The 21,162-nt window shown below is 55.7% G+C and carries 15 protein-coding genes and 1 pseudogene; 11 read left to right on the top strand and 5 right to left on the bottom strand.

Annotated elements, in window-relative coordinates; translation table 11 throughout:
* Window positions 1–56 precede the first annotated feature (56 nt).
* Entirely contained in the window at window positions 57–2,471 is a 2,415-nt protein-coding gene (locus tag DMG62_00725) for a hybrid sensor histidine kinase/response regulator (GenBank protein ID PYY24926.1), read from the bottom strand.
* Between the two features lie 376 nt (window positions 2,472–2,847).
* On the opposite strand from DMG62_00725, the gene DMG62_00720 reads away from it, so the two are divergent.
* Window positions 2,848–3,069 (top strand): hypothetical protein, encoded by a 222-nt coding sequence (locus DMG62_00720; GenBank protein ID PYY24925.1) that lies wholly within the window; start codon window positions 2,848–2,850, stop codon window positions 3,067–3,069.
* A gap of 22 nt (window positions 3,070–3,091) precedes the next feature.
* Here the strand turns inward: DMG62_00720 and DMG62_00715 are convergent, their stop codons facing one another.
* The gene (locus tag DMG62_00715) at window positions 3,092–4,462 is read right to left on the bottom strand and encodes an MFS transporter (protein ID PYY24924.1); all 1,371 of its coding nucleotides are present in this window, start codon (window positions 4,460–4,462) and stop codon (window positions 3,092–3,094) included.
* A gap of 151 nt (window positions 4,463–4,613) precedes the next feature.
* Between DMG62_00715 and DMG62_00710 the strand changes: the two genes are divergently transcribed.
* The gene (locus tag DMG62_00710; protein PYY24923.1) at window positions 4,614–5,432 is read left to right on the top strand and encodes a phosphatidylinositol kinase; all 819 of its coding nucleotides are present in this window, start codon (window positions 4,614–4,616) and stop codon (window positions 5,430–5,432) included.
* A gap of 68 nt (window positions 5,433–5,500) precedes the next feature.
* Here DMG62_00710 and DMG62_00705 read toward each other — a convergent pair.
* Window positions 5,501–6,579, bottom strand: a pseudogene (locus DMG62_00705) (patatin).
* 706 nt (window positions 6,580–7,285) lie between these two features.
* Here DMG62_00705 and DMG62_00700 point away from each other — a divergent pair.
* Genes DMG62_00700 through DMG62_00690 form a run of 3 tightly spaced genes read left to right on the top strand, consistent with a single transcriptional unit; the run spans window position 7,286 to window position 11,267 of the window.
* On the top strand, window positions 7,286–9,121 hold the full coding sequence (locus tag DMG62_00700; GenBank protein ID PYY24922.1) for a peptidase M4: 1,836 nt from the start codon (window positions 7,286–7,288) through the stop codon (window positions 9,119–9,121).
* A 1-nt stretch (window position 9,122) separates the two neighbouring features.
* On the top strand, window positions 9,123–10,385 hold the full coding sequence (locus DMG62_00695) for a hypothetical protein (protein PYY24921.1): 1,263 nt from the start codon (window positions 9,123–9,125) through the stop codon (window positions 10,383–10,385).
* A gap of 57 nt (window positions 10,386–10,442) precedes the next feature.
* Window positions 10,443–11,267, top strand: coding sequence for a peptidase M12 (locus tag DMG62_00690; protein PYY24920.1), 825 nt, complete (start codon window positions 10,443–10,445; stop codon window positions 11,265–11,267).
* Window positions 11,268–11,784: 517 nt separating this feature from the next.
* Here the strand turns inward: DMG62_00690 and DMG62_00685 are convergent.
* A complete protein-coding gene (locus DMG62_00685; GenBank protein PYY24919.1) occupies window positions 11,785–12,096 on the bottom strand; it encodes a transcriptional regulator in 312 nt (103 codons plus the stop codon).
* A gap of 297 nt (window positions 12,097–12,393) precedes the next feature.
* On the opposite strand from DMG62_00685, the gene DMG62_00680 reads away from it, so the two are divergent.
* Both DMG62_00680 and DMG62_00675 read left to right on the top strand, forming a co-directional pair.
* The gene (locus DMG62_00680; protein ID PYY24918.1) at window positions 12,394–13,956 is read left to right on the top strand and encodes a PLP-dependent aminotransferase family protein; all 1,563 of its coding nucleotides are present in this window, start codon (window positions 12,394–12,396) and stop codon (window positions 13,954–13,956) included.
* 104 nt (window positions 13,957–14,060) lie between these two features.
* Entirely contained in the window at window positions 14,061–15,119 is a 1,059-nt protein-coding gene (locus tag DMG62_00675; protein PYY24917.1) for a hypothetical protein, read from the top strand.
* 12 nt (window positions 15,120–15,131) lie between these two features.
* On the opposite strand, the gene DMG62_00670 is transcribed toward DMG62_00675, so the two are convergent.
* Window positions 15,132–15,425, bottom strand: coding sequence for a hypothetical protein (locus DMG62_00670; GenBank protein PYY24916.1), 294 nt, complete (start codon window positions 15,423–15,425; stop codon window positions 15,132–15,134).
* Window positions 15,426–15,525: 100 nt separating this feature from the next.
* Here DMG62_00670 and DMG62_00665 point away from each other — a divergent pair, with 100 nt between their 5' ends.
* From DMG62_00665 to DMG62_00650, 4 genes are all read left to right on the top strand, one after another.
* Window positions 15,526–16,197 carry a hypothetical protein gene (locus DMG62_00665; GenBank protein ID PYY24915.1) on the top strand — a complete coding sequence of 224 codons (672 nt, stop codon included), beginning with the start codon at window positions 15,526–15,528 and terminating at the stop codon, window positions 16,195–16,197.
* A gap of 84 nt (window positions 16,198–16,281) precedes the next feature.
* Complete coding sequence (locus DMG62_00660; GenBank protein PYY24914.1) at window positions 16,282–18,609, top strand: hypothetical protein; 2,328 nt, start codon at window positions 16,282–16,284, stop codon at window positions 18,607–18,609.
* A gap of 401 nt (window positions 18,610–19,010) precedes the next feature.
* Window positions 19,011–19,421, top strand: coding sequence for a hypothetical protein (locus DMG62_00655; GenBank protein ID PYY24913.1), 411 nt, complete (start codon window positions 19,011–19,013; stop codon window positions 19,419–19,421).
* A gap of 489 nt (window positions 19,422–19,910) precedes the next feature.
* A complete protein-coding gene (locus tag DMG62_00650) occupies window positions 19,911–21,032 on the top strand; it encodes a hypothetical protein (GenBank protein ID PYY24912.1) in 1,122 nt (373 codons plus the stop codon).
* The last annotated feature ends 130 nt before the right edge of the window (window positions 21,033–21,162 follow it).

Here is a 21,162-nt window from a genome sequence, read left to right as displayed (position 1 = left end):
ACGTCAGCCACCATTAACCAAGGTAGCAACACGAGGCGCAACGGCAGACTCCGCGTTCAGTTTGATGCTCCATCGTGCTTTCCCGGGCGGTCCAATACTTCGCGCACTTTCCGGCCAAAGACGTCCATCGAGAAAGGTTTCTGAACAAACGATCCGCGCCAGTTTCTGTTCGTATCCGCCGCGACTTTGTGTTCGGAGTATCCCGACAAATAGAGCACTTTGAGGCCTGACCGTTCAACTGCCAGCCGATCAGCCAGCTCCCATCCTCCCATTTTGGGCATCACCATGTCGGTTACAAGCAGATGAATCGTACCAATGTGCCGTTCCGCCGCTCGCAAAGCATCGAGACCATTCCTGGCTTCCAGTACGGTATAACCATTTTTTTGCAGAAACGCTCTCATCAGCTCTCGGACGGGCTCTTCATCCTCTACCAGCAACAGGGTCTCAGTTCCGCCGACGGTAACGATCTTTTCTTGGTTCGGCACCGTTGATTCGAGGGGCTCGTCCACACGCGGCAGATAGATCTTGAACGTAGTCCCCTGCCCGGGTTCGCTATAAACCCAAATGAACCCGCCGCTCTGCTTGACGATGCCGTACACGGTCGCCAGTCCGAGCCCTGTCCCCTTTCCCTGGCTTTTGGTCGTGAAGAATGGTTCGAAGATGTGACTCTGCGTCTCAGCATCCATGCCATGGCCGGTGTCGCTAACGGTGAGCAACACATATTGGCCGGGCTTCGCTGGCTGGTGTCTGCTGGCAGACTCTTCGTCCATATTAAAGTTCTTGGTTTCGATCACCAGTTTTCCGCCCTGCGGCATCGCGTCGCGCGCGTTTACCGCCAGGTTCAGAATCACCTGCTCCAGCTGCCCCGAATCCGCCTTCACACGGCCCAATGTTGAATCCGGAGCGAATACGAATTCGATACTCTCGCTGATCAGCCTGGGCAGCATCTTGCCCATCTCGGCCACAATAGCGTTGAGATCAAGCACTCTCGGTTGCAACACCTGCATCCGGCTGAATGCTAGAAGTTGCCTGGTCAGCGAGGCAGCTCGGTCTGCTGCCTTGCCAATCTGCTCAATATTGCGTCGCTGAGCTTCATTGGGTCCTACGACACTCGACAGAATTTCGCTGTTGCCCTTGATCACCATCACCAGATTGTTGAAATCATGCGCCAAGCCCCCGGCGAGCTTACCGATTGCTTCCATCTTCAGTCGCTGGCGCACCTGCTGCTCGATTTCTTTGCGTTGCGTGATATCCGATAGCAGGCCTTCGGCGACTCGTTCCCCGAGACCCCCTGCAACTGACCCGGCGCGATCATGCCACCACATCCAGCGCCCATCCCTATGTTGTATGCGGTATTCGACGTCAAACGGCCGGTCTTCATTAAACAGCGTTGAGTACGCCTCTTGTACTCGCTCGCGGTCTTCAGGGTGCATCCGTCCGAACCATAGTCGCTCGCCCTGTTGATAAACTTCCGTCACGCTATAGCCGAAGACTCTTTCTATCTCCTCGCTGATGAAAAATACTTTCCCTCTCTCATCGGCCTTCCAGACGACCTCAGGTACGTTCTCAATGAGGCGGCGATGCTCTTCTTCCCGATGACGGAGGTCCTCCTCCGCCCGCTTGCGCTCGCTGATATCGGTAACAATTCCGCCGGTCGCATATATCTTTCCAGATGCATCGAATAGAGGGAACTTGTGGACGATGCTCGTATGCAGGCCGTCTTCCTGTCGGGCGACTTCCTCAAATTCCACGGGGATACCTATCTTGAGCACCTGGAGGTCGTTGGCTCGAAAAGCGATGGCCTGTTCGCGGGGGAAGACCTCCTCGTCCTTCTTGCCTCTGATCTGCTCTTGGCGCACCTTAAGCGCTCTTTCGAATTCCTTGTTGACGAGCAAATAACGCCCTTCCACATCCTTGAGAAAAATCATGTTTGGGCTATTGTCCAAAAGCGCTTGGAACTTTTTGTCGCTGTCCTGCAGCGCCTCCTCGATGCGCCTGCGCTCGCTGATGTCCTGAATTTGTGAAAAGAAGAAAAGCGGCTTGCCGTCCTCGCCGTAGACCAGCGAAACGCTTAGCAGCACCCAGACGACATGCTTTGCCTTGTGGAGATATCGCTTCTCCATCTGATAGGAACGAATTTCGCCGCACACCATTTGGCCAACAAAGTTAAGATCGGCGCTGAGATCTTCCGGATGCGTGATGCTTTGAAAGTTCGTTGCGAGTAACTCCTGCTCGGAATAACCAACGATTTGGCAGAGCGCAGGATTAACACGAAGCCAGGCGCCATCCAGTCCGACCAATGCCATTCCAATCGCAGCCTGATCAAAAGCGCGCCGAAATTCAGCTTCTTTTTTAGCAATCGCGCGAGCCGAGGATTTTCTGCTTTTTGGTGCCGGAGGTGAGGCATGGCTGGTAGCTCGAGCGCGTGGCCTCCCACCACGACGACGCTGTTCTTGTCCGCTTTCTTTCATACGTCTCGGTTGTTCAAGACTCAACTCATCCTGGTTAAGGGCGAATTCAATTTGGCATTCTCTAGAAGTACAATCGTACCGCTTCCCAAAAGCCGCGCTGGCTTCGGACTCCAATTTGACACTCGGGTAGCGTGGCGGCAGCTACTCTCCATCCAGCCGCCTGCAACATGATCATCGACCGTCTGTTGTGCATGCTTTTGATGCGACCCTGATGTGGTCATCCGGACTTTGGATCGCTCTGCAGGCACCCCCCCGACCGCAATCCCCTTTTCCTTTTCCTGCCAATTTCAATCATCTGGATGGTCCCGATACCGGACAGATTCTAGGAGCACCAATGTCCCTGAAAGTCAGATTTCGATTCGATGGCAGGTGTAGTATGCATCCCCGCTATAACCCGGAAGAAGACGGAAGGCCGCAGAGCAAAGACTGTGCTGGTTGTGAGTCGCTCTACGTCATTTATCTCTATAGCCGAATTGCGCGCAGCAAAGCAGAATCAGGAGATGGACTATCGCGCTCGCGCCGGGTGAAACAGACTACGCCAGAGGGTTCATCCGCAGAACAGCAACCGGAGAGCACCAGCCTTGGCGAGCCAGAATGAGAAATCTCGAATGGATTCGATTCTAAGGTGACAACTCTTCCAAGCTCTTTCGATTCGTTTCCGGGCCAAACGCGATCACGACGGCCACCCCAACCATCGCTGCCGCGAGCACGGCAAATACCGGCGTGACTCCATGCCTGAGCACCGCAGCGATGAGGAAGGCGCTAAGGGCGGCGCTCAGCCGGCTCCAGCTATAGGTGAAGCCCACGCCCGTGGCCCGGATCCTGGTTGGGAACAACTCGCTCTGGTAGGAATGGAAGACCGCGGAAAACCAATTAGTACAGAGGGTGACGAGAGCACCGCTGGCGACGATCATCACCGGTGATCTCCACAACGCAAATCCCAGTCCAGATGCCGCGATGGATAACGCAAGTCCGAGTATGGTCCACTTGCGCTCAAGCCGGTCAGCCGTGAACGACGCGATCAGCGGACCGACAGGTGCGATGAGCGCGATCAACAGGGAATAATCAAGCGAATGCAGCAGTCCGATGCCGCGCTTCAACAGGAACGTCGGCGCCCAGTTCGCGAATCCATAGAAGCCGAGTGTCTGCAGGGCTTGAAACATCACGAGCATCAGCGTGCGCTTCCGGTATCGCCGATTCCAAAGTTCGCCAAGCTGAATCAAACGCAACCGGCGCCCAGTTGAAGCGGCAGCACTTAGCGAATCCGGCGAAATGCTTTTCGTGGGCTGGGTTTGTATTTTTGAAGCATTCAACTCATCTTCAAGGGTTTCGACGATCTTCTCTGCCTCGGCTATCCGGTTCATGCTTTCCAGCCAGCGCGGCGATTCCGGCAAGCTCAAGCGGAGATACCAGGCGAGCAAGGCTCCGGCGGCACCGAAGACCATCACCCATCGCCAGCCGCTGATGAGAAAGTGCGTCGGCACAAGAATGCGGGCGAGTAATGCGACGGTTGGCACAGCGGTAAATCCGGCGACCTGAGTAATGGCAACGAAACGCCCCCTGGCATGACTGGGAGTCATCTCGCTCACGTACGTGTCGATCACCACGATCTCGGCTCCAATTCCGATGCCCGCGAAAAAACGCGCGACGGTCAGCCATGCCGCTGATGGTGCGAGGGCTCCAAGGAGCGTGAATGCCGAGTAGATCAACAGCATCACGATGAACGCGCTGCGCCTACCCATGTGATCGCTGCCGATCCCGAAGGAAATGGTGCCGATGAACATGCCGAGAAACCCGGCGGCAATCAGCTGGCTGAACTGGTGCAGGGAAAGGAAGCCGGAGTGCTGCCATGCGGCTCCCAGGTAGGCGACCATGAACAGGTCATACATGTCGAACCACTCACCCAGGGAGACAAGGGCGATGAAGCGACGATGAAACCTGCTTATTGGCAGCCGTTCGAGGCGGGCTGCAACCGAGAAAGTATTTTGCATTTGACGCCCGCCGGCAATTAATCCCGTTCGCTCCCTGCGGCAGACCTCACAGACCGCGGGCTTACTTCTAATCCAGTAGCCCTCCACTGAGACCGGGTGCGCTCGATTTTCCCAGATTGCACCTTCCCACACCTTACTGAAACCAAATCCCATGACTACCGGACTTTGTGCAGTACAGCATATCCGGAGAATGCGTGGGGGATCGCAAGCCCACCTTCTTCGAGCTTCTGATGGCGCTTATTACGTCACCAAATTCCAAAACAATCCCCAACACGTTCGCGTGCTGGCCAACGAAATGCTTGCCACCCGCCTCGGGCACTGGCTCGGCCTGCCCATGCCGCAGGTAGAGGTCATCGAGGTCTCGGACTGGTTGATTGAGAATACGCCGGAGCTGCGTGTTCAGACCGGCGCGACTTCGATCGCGTGCAAGAGTGGCCGTCAACTCGGATCCAGATTTCTGTGCGATCCGCTCACAGCGACATTCGACTATCTGCCGGACGGCGCTCTAATGAAGGTTGCGAACCTGGCGGACTTTGCGCGCGTGCTGGTTCTGGACAAATGGACGGCAAACTGCGACGGGCGGCAGGCGATTTTCAGCCGGAAGGGCAGCCAGGGCCTTTACCATGCGAGCTTCATCGACCAGGGATATTGCTTTAATGCCGGGGAATGGACGTTTATCGACTCACCGCTGCGCGGTGCTTTTGCCAACCATCGTGTGTATGAGCGAGTGCTGAACTGGGATTCCTTTGAACCGGCATTAAGCAAAGCAGAACGTGTAGAACACACCGATCTGTACGAGTGTGCAAAAGGCGTTCCGGAAGAATGGTTTGAGGGCGACTCGGCTGCTCTCGACCAACTTTTCAATTCCTTGTTCCGACGTCGAGGGTTGATACGGGAGCTGATTGACGAGTTTCGCTGCTCCAGCCGCAATCCTTTTCCGAAATGGTCGGAGCCGTCGCTCGGTTTGTGATCGCGGATCGGCTGCTCAGAATCAGAATTGTGAGGCGGCGATTCTTGTGTTTTGGGCGAATAATCCCACTACAATCCTGCGTCCGGATATGGGAAACGCTTTGGTGCAGGAGCCGACCCATCAAAGTATGTTCTCAAACCTGCATCGCATACCGCATATCCCCAATTGATTAGCCTCTGCTGCAGCGCGGAGTCGATCTTTTGGAGACGAGTCGGCGTATTTGCGAGCACCAACGTCTTTTCTAGAGGCGCAGGCAGCGCCGTCGCAAGCTTGTACTCCGCGATATCGGTACGGATGCCCCAGTACGCTCCCTTCCTCAATCCGATCTTGTACGAGCCGACCACCCAACGCTTGCGCAGGCTGCCCACCTGGTTGTCCATCAGCTGCAGAATGCGATAGCTGTGCATCGCCCAGTCGGTGTGGGGGCTGGGATCATCGGGTGTCGCGCCGCCACCATCGGAGACGAATACCGTGTCATATTCTTTCCACGCGGTTTCCAGGCCCAGGTTGTCGTAGACCCCACCGTCGGTGCGGGAGGGAAGGCTGACGAAGCGCCCACCGCCACTGCCAACTCCGTCTGTGGATTCAGTACGAGGCCGACGCGATAGTCGCCCATGTATTTACGGCTGAAGCGCCACAGCACTTTGGTCTGAACGTTGGTAGCGTTGATCACGAATCGCGGTCCCTCGCCGTCGGCGGGCAGCTCCTGAAGGGTAGCGTTGCCGAACAAGAACTTGCGATAGGCATCGGCGACGAGGTCGGAGATGCTTTTGAAGGGATTGAGAATTCCGCCGAAAATCGATTTCTCGTCGATCGTCTGGCCGGCGAAGTCCATGAGCGGCCGGATCACCATGTCCATCAGGTTCTCGGCCTGGTCGTTGGCGTTGAACTTCAGTTTCTTCCAGTTCAATCCAAGAACGCCGGCCGTGATTGAGCCGCCGGAGACGCTGGAAACTCTGGCCAGCTTTCGCAACTGTCCGAGTTCATTTAACCGAATCAGCGTCCCAAGATGAAACACCATGGCGCGATATCCGCCGCCGGAAAGACACAAGGCCACTCCGGGACGAGGCTGCTTGCTTTCATCATCGCCAGAGATAAATCGAACCGGCTCGAGCAGTTTGCGGGTTTCTTCGGTTGTTTGCGGCATCTTCGTCAACTCCTTTCAGGCGGGTACAACTCCTTGGACCGAAGGTGCATGATCCCTACAAGAAATTCCGCTGACTGGTTACGCGGCCATTCGTCGCCGAAGCTCCTTACCTGTCCCGGAGCGGTAGGCTAAGCCGGCAGACGATAGGAAAAAGCCAAGAGGCGGCACTCAATGTGCATCGAGCGGAAAATCATCGCGGTACATCTGAAATATTGTGTGGGCTCACCGGGAATGTGGGGACACTCTAGCAGAGCGATGTTGCAAACGGAAGATGTTGTTTCGATTTTTGCTGCGGGACGAGGCATCTTACAAAATGAAATAGAAGCTCCTGGCATCTGGCTTTACCGGAGGAAGGTACCATTGAAAACGAGGCGGTTAAACGTTGCTTCTTGCAAAATCGCAAGATCGTCTGGTCGGAACTCCGACCGCTGATTCCCTTTGCACGGATTGTGTAACAGCAGTACGTGATGCTACTTAACTCCCTTCGCTAAGCGCAGAGCCTTACACCTCCATCACGCCCGACTAAGTAACTGTATTACCAGGGGATGTTGTCAGCTTTCCCGAATAGAGACTTCACAGGCGATGGTTCCGTTTCTGTAAAACGACTCACTCGAGCAAGACTCTTGAATAAGCTTCCCTTACTGGCATTGATCTGGTAAAGTTCAGCGCGCTAGCCCCCTAGTATTTCCAACAGTAGAGGTCGGCCATGAGTCCCGGAGCCGCCGCAGCCGCCAGGCAGCGCCTGAAATCCAACGGACCAGATCCGAGAAGGCCTGTTCCCAGACCTGTCTTTCGCTGGTTGCGTGCTTTTGCCTTCGATCCCAGTCGCGGAAAAAACTATGGAAACTACATGACGCTGCAGGTGCCGTTTGAGCACCCGCTGGCACCGGGGCCGGTGGGCAGCTACCTGGCCGTCGTCGATTACGATCCGGGTAATCAGTGCTACTACGAGTCTGTCGATCTAAACGATCGTTGGATTCTGGCCAATGCCGGGATAGCGCCGACTGAATCCGATCCCCGCTTTCATCAGCAGATGGTGTATGCGGTGGTCAGCGAAACCATCCAGCGTTTTGAATATGCGCTCGGGCGCCGTATTCGATGGCGCAGGCGAAAGTATCGCCACAAATCACCGTTTCAGGGCAGGTTGCTGGTGTTCCCGCACGGCGTCCAGGAGGCCAACGCCTTCTATGATCCCAATCTGCACGCCCTGGTTTTCGGATACTTCCGGGCGTCGGAAACCGATCCGGGAAATAATCTTCCCAATCAGACGATCTTTACCTGTCTTGCTCATGACGTGGTTGCGCATGAGACGACGCATGCCTTGCTGGACAGCATTCGTCCCGCGTTCATGCAGCCCACCAATATCGATGTTGCAGCATTCCACGAAGGATTTGCGGACATCGTTGCGCTCTTTCAGCACTTCAGCATCAAAGAGGCGGTACTGGAGGCGCTCAGAGGGACGGGCGGAGCGCTTTTTTCCGAGCACCTGTCTCCGGCGGCGCCGCCGGGAAAAGATGGAGTCCGTATCACGGCCCAGATTGGGCAGCGGAATCCTCTGGTGGGAATGGCGGATCAGTTTGGCGACGCCATCGGCCTGCACCGGCCCCTGCGCAGCGCAATCGGCACACCGCCGGACGCGAAGGCGCTCGAATCCATGACCGAGGCGCACGATCGCGGCTCGATTCTGGTAGCGGCGATCTTCGACGCCTTCTTCACCGCCTTCGTGAGACGTACCATCGATCTGTGGCGCATTGCGGGAATTTCCCGCGAGCGGGGTGAGGATGTAGAACTCCATCCTGACCTGCTGGGGAGACTTTGCGACGAAGTGAGTAAGACTGCCGGGCACTTTCAGACCATGTGCATCCGGGGGCTCGATTATTGCCCTCCAGTGGACATCACCTTTGGCGATTATCTGCGGGCACTGATTACAGCCGACTACGACACGGTGCGGGACGATGATCTGGGGTATCGGGCGGCGTTGGTCGATGCCTTCCGTCTGCGGGGCATTCGCCCGGAAGCCGTTACTTCGTACTCCGAGGAATCGCTGCTTTGGATTCCGCCGGAAAGCAAGCATCGGTTGAAGCTCGAGACCTTGCAGCGCCCGGATCCCAACGCCTCGGAGGTTGAGTTCGCCGCCATCGAAAAGAGCAATGCCCGACAACTCCACGCCTTTGCCTGCGCAAACGCAAAAGTATTTGGCCTGAATCACTTCAACCGCAGGCACATTGCAGTGGACTCATTCCACTTTGTGGTTCGGCCCAATCCCGATACGCTCCTGCCCACTTCGGAAATGGTCGCCGTCATCGTGGAGCGGCTGGAACAGCCTGAGAAGAAAGGAGGCGGCACGGCATTCGGCGGCGTGACGCTGCTGTTCAACGAAGACGGAACTCTGCGTTACGCGGTACGCAAGAGCCTGCGTAACGACCGTCCCGAGAAGCAGGCCTTCTTCCGCCAACTGTTGTGGGAAAGCGTGCCCCGTGGAGCCTACGAAGCCATGAAAACAGGCCAGATCGACTTTCGTGCTCTTCATCAGAGGTATTGAGATGGCAAAAACGAAACCGCAGGGCAGGCGCAAAAGCCATCCAACCGGCGGCTCAGCCCCGGAGATCAACATTCGCATGTACCGTGTCGGGTTCGGCGATTGTTTTCTCGTGACGCTTGCGGGCAAGTACCACATTCTGGTCGACTGCGGGGTGCACAACAAAGGCAATATCGCAGTCGACGGCGAGAGCCTGATCGACAAGGCCTTTCACAATATTCAGTCGGTTACCGGAGGAACCCTGCATCTGGTGATCGCCACTCACGCCCATCAGGATCACGTTTCCGGTTACGGGAAATTTGCCGACGAATTCCGCAAGTTCCATGTCGGTGAGGTGTGGATGCCATGGACCGACGATCTGAACAATTCCACGGCGCGGAAATGGCACAAAAAGAAAACTGCCCTGGTGGGGCTGCTCGGGAGTCACTTTGCCGCGACCGGCGATCTCGAGGCCCTGGCCGCGGTGCAGAACGCCGAGCCAAATGGGGCAGCCATGTCTGCTCTGCGAGACGGATTCGGTTCGGGAAAGGTCAGATATCTCAAAGCGGGAGATTCGGCGGAGACTCCCGGGGGTATTCAGGGTTTTTCTGCCCGCATATTGGGACCGCCTGAGGATCAAAGCTTCATCAGCAGGATGGATCCGCCGGGCGGAGATCACTACCTCCGCATGGTGGCCGATACTCTAGAAGGCGGCAAAGTTCAGCCGTTCGCAACCTGGCAACTGAAAGCCAAAAGTTTGTTGCCCAATTGGCCGAAACTCGACGCCAGGGTGATTGCAGCGCTAAAGGAATCGACCAGCTTCGCAGCACGCGATGTGGCGTTCTCCCTGGACAAGCTGCTCAACAACACCAGCATTGTTGCTCTCTTTTCCTGGCGAGGGAAGCATCTCCTTTTTCCCGGCGATGCGCAGTACGGCGACTGGTCTTCCTGGTACAAGAAAAGCGGCAGCGAGGTCCTCTCCGATATCTGCTTCTACAAGGTCGCGCATCACGGGAGCTGGAACGCCACACCAAAAGGAGCGGTGGAATTGATGCCTGAGCATGGTTTTGCAGCCATGATGTCGACGCAATCCGTGCCATGGCCGTCGATTCCGCGGGAAGGTCTGATAGAAGGTCTAACGGAGCGGACGGGCGGAAGAGTCGCTCGCAGCGATTCCATTCCGGTACCGGGAAAAGCACCCCAAGGGCCGGCGCTCAAACTGGGAAAGGATTTCAAGCCCGGCCAGTATTCGCAGGGGGAGTTCTGGATTGACTGCACGATTGCCTGACTACTCAGCGGCAATCGATCACAACTTCGAAAGCACAACAGCTGAACAGGAGGAAATATGGCCGAAATTATTACCTGTACTCCGAAATCACTACCCCGCAATCTCTGGGTCGCAGCGGCGCAGAGGGCGGTCGAAATCAATCCGCTCAACCATGCTCCGGTCGAGCGGTTAGCCACGGTAATACCTGGATTCAAGGCGCAGCCCGAGCACCTTGCCGTGGTGATCACGAAATACTGGCAGACGCATAAAGTCAGCCTGACGGTATCCTTCATGGATAATCCACCTGCGAATCTGCGCAAAAGAATCCTGCAGCACATGAATGCATGGAACAAGACGGCCAACGTGAACTTTGTTGAGACCAAGCGCGACGGACAGGTGCGAATCGCCCGGGAGGTGGACGGTTACTGGTCCTACATTGGAACCGACGTGCTCAGCATTCCGGCCGGCCAGCACACCATGAACCTGCAGGAATTCACAATGCAGACGCCGGAGTCGGAATTTCACCGCGTTGCAAGGCACGAGACCGGACACACCATGGGATTTCCCCATGAGCACATGCGGCGCGAACTGGTCGACAAGATCGATCCCCAGAAAGCGATCGCCTTCTTCGGCCAGACGCAAGGATGGAGTCCTGACGAGGTGCGGCAGCAGGTACTGACTCCCATCGAAGAATCATCGATTCGAGGCACGGCACACGCTGATCCGAACTCCATCATGTGTTATCAGATTCCGGGCACCATCACCAAAGACGGCAAGCCGATTATCGGCGGCAAGGATATCGACGCTTCCGACTTCCAGTTTGTGGCCCAGATTTATCCCAAGGGCGCAAAGGCCCCGGCCAAGGCGCCTGCCCGTCGCAGAGCCGCACGTGCGGGACGCTGATAGTCTCAAATGGGGGAACGTCATTGAAAGAGTTCTCAAAGTAAGCCAATCGGTCAACTTACTTGAAAAACGGCGAGGAGACTCGCCGTTTCTTTTTTCTGCAATCACTGATTAATGGGAGATTAAATAGCGTCGCCGAATAATCTTTTCGTTCCTTTTTGGTAGTTTCCGCCCTACAAGAACTGGGAAGTTCACGATGCGAAAGTGGCCGCAACCTTCTCTGTTTTGGTTTCACTGGACCGAAATGTACCCCTGCGGAAGCTCCGATCGGCGATCTTGGCTACAAATGGCTTGTAGATCTGCATCTGCAGAGGGGCAGCAGGCTCCATTCCTCTCGCGCTCTGGCCGCGCGGAATTAAGTATCTCGCGTATTCCGGTACTGAATGCTTGTTCGCGGCTGCTGGCAGAGGGCTACTTTGAAACCTGTTCCGGAGTTGGAACCTTGGACACAGCAGCAGGCGCTCAGAATCGCGCCTGTCAACCGTCGCCGAGCAGCTTTTCTCATCCCTTGCGGAACCTATATGCGGGCTTTGTGTTTCACGCCCCACTTCGCCATCAGTGCGAGCACCGGGACCAGAGTCCGTCCATACGGGGTTAACGAGTACTCCACGCCATCCCATCTCTTTGCCGAGGCACGGCGACATACAATACTGTCCAGTTCCAGCTCTTTCAATTGTTGTGTGGCTACCTTCCGTGTTGCTTCTGGTATCTCCCGAAGCAGTTTCCCAAATCGAAGCGGCTTTCGCTTGAGAGCATTCACGATTATCGGTTTCCATTTCCCTCTGATGACATCCGCAGTCACTCTCACTGAACATTCAGATAATTTCATTTTTATTGACGCTTTCAGTTACAAAAAAGTGCGTACTGGACGAGTCGCAGCGCATTGCCAATGATATTTGAGAATCTCATTCCGGGGAGACAGCGCAAACCAGCGAATTCTTCAGCCCAGATTCATCCCACCCTGCAACTCACAGCTTAGCTGGGCATCCGGGAGGATGTGGGACGAATTTGCAGTCAGATCGTTCAAGACAACTGCCTCCCGATGTGGAAGATTAAACTACAGCGGCGAATACTCTTCTTCGTTCCTGTTTTGGTAATTTCGTGTTACCGCAATTGAGATTTCACGATGCGAAAAGTGGCCGCAACCTTCTCTGTTTTGGTTTCACTGGACCGAAGTGTGGCTGCCCCTCTGCACAGGCAGATCTATGAGGCATTTGTAGCCAAGATCGCCGATGGGATTCTCCGCCGCGGTCAGCAGCTTCCATCCACTCGCGCCCTGGCCGCGGAATTAAGTATCTCGCGTATTCCGGTACTGAATGCATATTCGCAACTGATTGCAGAAGGTTACTTTGAAACCTGTTCCGGAATCGGAACGTTCGTGGCGCGTGAGTTGCCGCAGTCGTCGAGTCCTCGAGTTTACGCGAACGGATCTCCTTCAAAATCGGCGTCCACGCCGGCATTGCTTTCGAAATTTTGCTCTCGCGAATCCATGGCAGGCGCCGCGCCATGGCTGTATGGATTCGGCGCCTTCAGCGCCGCCCGGGTAACTCTTGAGCAGTTTCCCTCCCGCATCTGGTCGAAGCTCATCGCTCACCACGCCAGTGTGATTTCAGACAGCGATCCCCGATTTACGGACCCTATGGGGTTACGGCCTTTGCGCGAGGTGATCGCCACATATCTCAAATCCACGCGTGCAGTGAAATGTGATGCCGAGCAGATTATGCTCGTCGACGGCCGCCATCAGGCTTTGACGGTAACCTCGCAGGTTTTATTTGACCGGGGAAGCCCGGTTTGGGTGGAGGAGCCCGGATGTCCGGCTGCGCGACAGGTTTTCACGATGGCGGGTTGCGATCTGGTTGCGGTGCCGTTGGATAACGAAGGCATATGTGTTGCGCGCGGAGCCGAGTTGTGCGAACGGCCGCGCGCAGCATATGTGACACCGTCGCATCAGTTTCCTATGGGCGTGACCATGACCGTTGCCCGGCGCCAGCAGCTCCTCGATTGGGCGCATAGACTCGGTTCCTGGATCATCGAAGACGATTGGGGCTGTGAATTTCGATATGAGGGAATGCCGGTCGCATCTTTGCAGGGACTCGATACGAATGCCAGAGTTATATATATCGGTACCTTTGGCCGCAATTTGTTTCCGTCCTTGCGGCTTGCATATGTAGTGATCCCTCGCGACCTCGTAAAGTATTTCGTTGCCGCCCGCCAATCACTGGATCTCTACCCGGCATCTTTATTTCAAGCGGTGTTGACGGATTTCATCCAGGAAGGACACTTTGGCCGTCACATCCGCAGGATGCGACGGATCTATGGGCAACAGAGGGAAGCCTTGCGCGAGGGTCTGAAGGATGAATTCAGGCCACCGCTCGAAGTGAGCGCTGGCGAAGCCGGGACGCACGTGGTTGCGTTTCTCCCGAACGGAATCGCGGACCGTGAGCTCTCTTTGCAGGCGGCGCGCCAGAAGCTTTGGCTTGCTCCTCTCTCCAGCTGTTACCTGGGAAATCCCCGGCAGGGTTTTATTTTGGGATTCGGCAGCGCCAGCTCGAGCGATCTGAAAGCCGCTCTCAGTGAGTTACGGCGCCTGGTTCGAGGGACCCGGGGATCCGGTTCTTCGCACGAGGAGAGCCTTCCCGAGCTTCATCAGTTGCTCTCCTGCAACGGACCAGTGCGGGTCCTCGGCTGAGTTGTCGGTCGATTCCAGTCACCCGCAATAGAACCAAATAAGCTCATGTCGGTTGAATCCCGCCTGGTCTGCCTTCGGTCGATTGTTCTTGAAGGAGATCCCCTATGCGACTTGAGGGAAAAGCCAAATTAGGTTTCTACCCACTTCCAATCAGTGAAGCAGCACGTCTCAGACGATTCTTAAAATGCCCGGAGCCGTTTTCCGCGTTAGATCCATGCGCCGGCGATGGAACGGCATTTGCAGGACTTCTGGCCGGGAGCAATTCGAGACGTTACGGAATCGAGATCGATGCCTATCGCGCTGAACAGGCAAAAGCGAACGGGATCGAAGTTCTGCAGGCGAACATCACGGACGTGCGTTGTGCAGCGGAGTCCTTGTCACTGATCTATCTAAATCCACCATATGACTTCGAGGCAGGGCCCGCCAACAACCGAAGACTCGAAGCGGTTTTTCTGGAGCATGTTTATCGCTGGCTGAAAACAGCAGGAGTTTTGGTCTTCGTGATTCCGCAGCAGCGCTTGAAAGACTGCGCGCGCACGCTGTCGGAGCACTTTACCGACATTCAGACGTTTAGGCTCATCGATCCCGAGTGCGTCAGATACGACCAGATTGCAGTCCTGGCACTGCGTCGCAAGCGCACCCAGCAAGTGACGGACGCGGAATTGGATCAGTCGATCCGATATCTTCAAGTATTGGCCACGACTCCGAGGATTGCCTGCCTCCCGGAAGACCCGGACAGCGTCTGCGTGGTGCCTCCCTCTTCACCTGCAACTCTTACCTATATGGGAATTCCTCTGGATGAAGTGGAAGACCTGCTGCTGTCTTCATCCGCTTACCGCCAGATCAGCCGGTTGCTTTTGCGGGAACAGAACCGGGTACAGGGTCGGCCGTTGACGCCATTACATGGTGGCCATGTTGGCTTACTTTGCACGGCAGGCATGCTGAACGGTGTGTTCGGAGAGGGGAACGATCGCCATATCGCCCATTGGCGATCGATAAAGTTCGTCGATCATTGGGAGGAAGACGAGGACGATGGCGTCAAAATATTGCACGATCGCGAGCGATTTTCCCATGAACTCACGCTGTTATTCGCCGACGGCAGGACGAGGATCCTCACCCACGAGAAACCGCAGGATCCAAGATCACAGCACCTGAAAACATAGACAACGAGTTCATCACTGGAGCGTCTGCGGGCCTTTGCAGAATAAGTTGGCCAATTCCAAAACGGTCTCCTCGGCCGGGGTATTTTCCTGTAGACGCAAGGTTATATAGCGACGCCCAAATTGTTTCGCATCCTCATGATCCACCAGTGCGTGGTCGATGATGATCGCTCCGATATCGAATCCGTCAAGCTTCCGCCAGGCGTCATCCATGTTCTGGGCCAGCAGGGTACGGAACCCGGCGGCTTGCAGCGCCGCTTTCCTCGCACTTTGCTTCGATTCGTCTCCACCGATTAACAAAACGATCACTCGCTGAATATCAGATATTCACAGGTGCAGGTCAAGGACAGCACTGGTGCGTCACCGCCGCTGCGCGCGGTTCATTGCTTGCTCGAAGGAGGAGCCTCAGATGAAGAATGCCCACCTTCGTTTCGGATGGCTCACCTATAACAAGCGCACAGAACTCACCACCACTCACTTCAAAGTGCATTTAGATCGATTTGTGGGAGAAGTCAATTCTGCCCCGCCCCGGCGGGCGCAGGCACATCTGGTTTCCGCGATCGGCAGCGATACGCAAATTGCCGCGATAGGCGCAGCGATGTCGATGGAAGAGGAATTCGTGGTGGAGGGCCCCGGAATAGAACCCATTAAGGTGTCTCTGGGGCGAAAGGCCCAGACTTACAGGGGTTCGTTGCAGTTGGCCGATCGTAAGCGCCCCCTGCGGCATTTGATCGGAATATCGCAGGAGTTCCTGAATCTCACGACCACGGCGAGTAGCGCCAGAACCCTTGTGATTGACTCAACTCCGGCGGTGCTATGGCCGGTCTTCGCAGGCTTACACGGCCTGCCTGCCGTGCCCGATTGGGCGGACTGGTTTTGTCGGCAACTGCAAAAGCAAAAGGCGATTACTCCCGTTCTGGGCATCGGCTGCAATCCCGTACTCATTCGCGGCGACAAAGAAAAGTTCCTCACCTGGCTCAGTCGTGGAGTTGAAAGAGGCGATATCTGTCTCCCCCAGCGCTGCGGCCGAATCGACTGGCCGGTCCTGAGCCTCAAGCAAGTACTCCATCCCTGTCCCTGACTGTCTCCGAAGTGGCAAAGCTGTCCTGCCGGTCATTCCCTCCACTCGCTCTCAGAATCCCACCAGTAGCCAGAGGCGATCTCGATGCATGAACTTTTGACGATCTATGACTACATGCGTTCCTACTCGCAGCTTCTCGGGGAACGCATTCTCGACGAATATGCCGCGCTTCATAGCTTTCACGATCAAGTGTCGCCCCGCCTCAAGCAGCTGCTGCGTACTCCTTTTGCCGCCCAACAGATCGCCATCATGGGAGTCGTCAAACGCTGGCAGGCGGCACGAACGGCATTGATCGTCGCCGAGTGCGGCACCGGCAAAACTTTGATGGCTCTGGCGGCTATGCATGCGCATAGTCCGAAGCCTCATTACACCGCGCTCGCAATGGTTCCGCCCCACCTTGTACTCAAATGGGCACGCGAAGCTTTCTTGACCATACCGGGCATACGAGTCTTTCTGGTCGATGGTCTGCGGAATGGAGGCGAGCCGAACCAGCCGCATGGCATCAATGAAGTCCGCTTGGTGAAAGGACGGGTCCTGCGCGATGGAATCAGAAGTTCTCTGAGTGATCTCCGCATGGCCAGGTTCCACACCAGCGCGCGTAAACGTTGGAGCTCTGTCTGCTCGCAGCCGGCATTATTCATCGTGGGCAGAGAACGGGCCAAGCTGGGCTATTTTTGGCGGCACGCCTTCGTGATCCCGCGTTCAGGAAGATACTTTGGGTGTGCGGTCAATCCCGATAGCGGAAAGCCGGTGATGGTCGGTGACGAACGTCGTCTGACGGCGGAAGACTTTCTGGAAGCCAAGATTGGCGAAGTCGTCGACCGGTGCGGGGACCAAAGCAGGAAGCAAATTCATAGCGCACTCTGGCAGGCGGATGAAACAAAGATTCCGCGGATGGCGCCGGTCGAGTTCATCGGCCGATACATGCCCAGGTGGTTCGACTACGCGATATGCGATGAGATCCACCAGCTCGCGGGCGACACAGCACAGGGGAATGCCCTCGGAACTCTGGCATCCTGCACCGACAGAGTACTCGGTTTGACCGGAACACTGCTGGGCGGATACGCGGATGATGTCTTCAACACGTTGTTTCGTCTGGAAGCAGCGAAGATGAAGCAGCGCGGCTACGAATGGGGCGCCTCCGGGCGTACTGCGTTCGTTCAGGACTACGGAGTTCTGGAAACCGTAACCAAGGTCGAAGCCATAGACAACGCGTGCTCAAACGCGAGGAGCACAACCAGTGTGCACCGCAAGCCGGGAGCCTCGCCGTTACTCTTCGGTGAATTCCTGATGCAGTTGTGCGCCTTCGTCTTCCTGGATGACATCTCTTCAGAACTCCCTGCGTATGAAGAGGAGTTAGTTGGGGTGGCAATGGACGACGAGATGCGCGTCGCCTACGAGGAACTTGAGCAAAGTATCCGTGAGGCTCTGCGCAAAAACCGACGGAACCGATCGGTACTTTCAACCATGCTGAATGCATTGCTGGTCTATCCCGACCATCCCTTTGGCATTGGTACGCTTTACGGCGTTCGCTTCGACGCGGAAGCGCGACGCAAGGTGAAGTTTGTGATCGCTGAGCCACGCGACCTCGCGGAAGACTGCCAGTACTCAAAGGAGCGGGAACTCGTTGCGCGTGTCAAAAAGGAATTAGCGGAGGGCCGACGGTGCCAGATCTTCGCGGTCTACACTCGCAAGCACGATGTTAACGCCCGACTCGAGAAAATCCTGAAAGAGGCGGGGATTCACACCGCCGTGCTGCGCGCAAACGTCGATACTGCCAAACGCGAAGCATGGTACGAGAAACAAATCAGACAAGGGGTACAGGCGGTTATTGCGCACCCCAGACTGGTCGAGACCGGCCTTGACCTGCTTGAGTTTCCGACCATTATCTTTTACGAGTCCGGCTACTCGCTGCATACCTTGCGTCAGGCCAGCCGCCGCTCCTGGCGTATCGGACAGAGGCGGCCGGTGCGGGTGATCTTTCTTTGTTACGAGAACACCATGCAAACGGCATGTTTGCGGTTAATGGGAAAGAAGCTGCTGGTAGCGTTGACTATGGAAGGGAAGTTCGCTGGAGAGGGATTGCAGAATGTCGATGAGGACGACGATATGCTCGCCGCCATGGCGAGGGAACTGGTCGAGAAGAACGGCATCGGAGAAAGCGCCGACGCGGTGTGGAGGTCGCTCCATGCCGAACATCAGAAGCTGTTTCCGGCCACTTCGGATCGCAAATACGACGATTCGTCGGCTGCAGACCAATGTGATCGCGAAGGCGCCGCGCTCACACAACCTGTCGAAGGCGATCTCGATTCTGCTTTGATCGCTGTTCCTGACCGTCAGTCCGTGTTGCTTCCATGGAAGAGACGCAGAAGCCGAGCTGCAATTCCAGAACAGGGGTCATTGTTCGGCTGAATCTTTCTGCCTCTCATGAGCCCAGCTTCTTCGATTTCCTCTTACTCCTTGATTTCCTCGATTCGCTCGACGGCGATTGCTTTCGAGCCGCCGCGGCTATAGATCGTGCCAGAAACCTTGACGAGCTTGCCTACGTACGGAAGCAGCTTTGAGCGGATCTCCTTGGCAGGCATTTCGGCTGAAAGGATGGAAGACTTGTTCTTGCCTGGTGAGAATGACCAAAGACGCTCCCGAACTATTCTGATCCGCAGGGTTGATGGCGAGAACTATTCCAAACAGCGCCGCGACTCCGAACAGAAGCAGGGCGCCAAATTTTGCCAACCTCATGAGTCCTCCTTAAATGGAACTGCCAATCAATTATTGTTGTCGTCCCACAGCAATAGTTCAGTTATCATCGAACTATGAATGCAGGGGCTGAGCTGGCCGAAATCGCATTTTGCATCGGCGACCCATCGCGCGCGTCCATGCTGTGGAGTCTCATGGGACGAAAAAAAGCGAGACCGGCCAGCGAGCTGGCCATGCTGGCGAACGTATCGCCGCAGACCGCCAGCAATCATCTGAAAACCCTCGTGAACGCCCGTCTCTTAAAAGTCTCCCCGATGGGAAGGAATAAGTTTTGCAGGCTGAGCGATGCGTCTGTGGCGGCCGCGCTCGAGTCGCTGATGGTGGTTGCGCGCCCGGAAATCAAAGCCGGCGGAATCGCCGAGCGGACCGCGCCCTGGCCGAAGGGCGCCCACCCAAAAGAGGCCGCAGTGGAGGAAAAGCGCGTAGCGACCACTGATCTTTGGTTTAAGTCTTTAGGGCGAACCTAATCTGGCGAGATCTAGTGGCTTCTCGGAACCCTAACTGATTGACATTACCCATTGGCCATTCCCTTGAACGGTTCTTACCATTAACCCCTTTCCCATTTCGAATCCCAGAACGAATTGTTTCCTTGTCTGGAGAGTGCGATGGACAGCAACACAGTTTCAAGTTCCGTTTTCGGACCTTCCGCTAAGGCAATCCTTTTGAATGCAGATGAAGTGGCTCAGATTCTGCGTGTTCCGAGAAGTTGGGTTGTACGCCATCTCAGCGAACTCCCTGTAGTTCGGCTCGGTCGTTATGTGGCGTTTCCGGCGCCCTGAAATTGAGCGCTTTCTCGAAAAGCGAGCGAGAGCTTGCCAATGATTTCCCCTGGTGCTACTCATAGGTCACGGTTGGAGCACCACGGAAAGGAAAGCGTGGTGCGAGAAGCCATAATGCCAATGCTGGACATGACAAACGCAAGACACTGGAATGTGCGAGACAAATCAATAGAAATAATGTTGCGCCTGGGTCTGGGCGTCGTGTGCCTCGGTGCCTTTTGGGCGGCTCAGGCAGAATCTATTCCGACCGATTCTCCACGCTGGCAGCTTGAGGGTCAGGCAAAAGTTACCGAATACTTGGGACGGCGTTGTCTCTCCTTGGCAGGCGGTAGCGCCTCGCTGAAGGATTTCGAAATGACAGATGGAGTGATCGACGTAGACATGGCCGGCAGCGGAGCACGCGGATTTTACAACATCCTTTTCCGCACACAACCAGACGGCAACAGCGAGGAGGTTTATCTGCGGCCACACAAGACCGGTCTGGACGACGCCCAGCAATATACGCCGATCCTGAACGGAGCAGCCGTCTGGCAAATCTACAACGGTCCAGGTTTCACCCGAGCCGTCGATATTCCGAGAGGTGTTTGGTTTCATGTGCGCCTCGAGATAACCAGTGCTCAGGCGAAGTTATACGTCAACGATATGCGCGAGCCTTCGCTCGTCATAAACGATTTGAAAAGTGGAATTCGCAAAGGTGGCGTTGGCTTGGAGGGTACTTACTTCTCGAATTTCGAAATACGCGAAACGTCACCCGCAGCGTGGGAGCGTCATGAGCCCGCTATGCCGCCGGCAACAATCACAAAATGGAACCTGTCGCCGAGTCTGGATGCCTTAGATCGCGATCTCGAACACCCGCTATCGAAATCGGAAGCGGCCGCGATGAAGTGGAAGGAGGTCACGGCGGAGCCGCCGGGATTCGTAGTTATCAATCGGTACCGGAGGAGCCCGGAAGTCAACCCCACCTTTGCAAACGATTTCTCAAAACGCCTTGAGCTGCAAAAAGGAATGAAGGTGGTTTACGGGCGCACTACGATCGTTTCGGATCGCGATCAACTAAAGAAACTCAATGTCGGATATAGTGACGAAGTAAGCGTCTTTCTGAACGACAAGATTCTTTACCGCGGCAGAAGTGCCCAACGCTTCCGGGACCCCGGATTTCTAGGCATAGTCAATCCAGAAAACGACGCAGTATATTTGCCACTCAAAAAGGGACGCAACGAATTGATGCTGGCCGTGAGCGAGCTAATCGGCGGCTGGGGGTTTATTTGCCGCTTCGATAACATGGACGGAGTTCACTAGGGTTATCCTATTTACAGAAAGCCGTTCGACTTGATTTGCGAAAGAGCGAAAAACAATGAATGGTCGGGGAGAGAGGATTTGAACCTCCGACCCCCTGTCCCGAAAAAGCGGCTAGAACGCTATGTTGTTG

It is taken from the genome of Acidobacteriota bacterium, assembly GCA_003225175.1.
Lineage (GTDB): Bacteria > Acidobacteriota > Terriglobia > Terriglobales > Acidobacteriaceae > Gp1-AA112.
The sequence above is the reverse complement of the archived record's forward strand: the minus strand, read 5'-3'. Positions and strand labels throughout refer to the sequence as shown.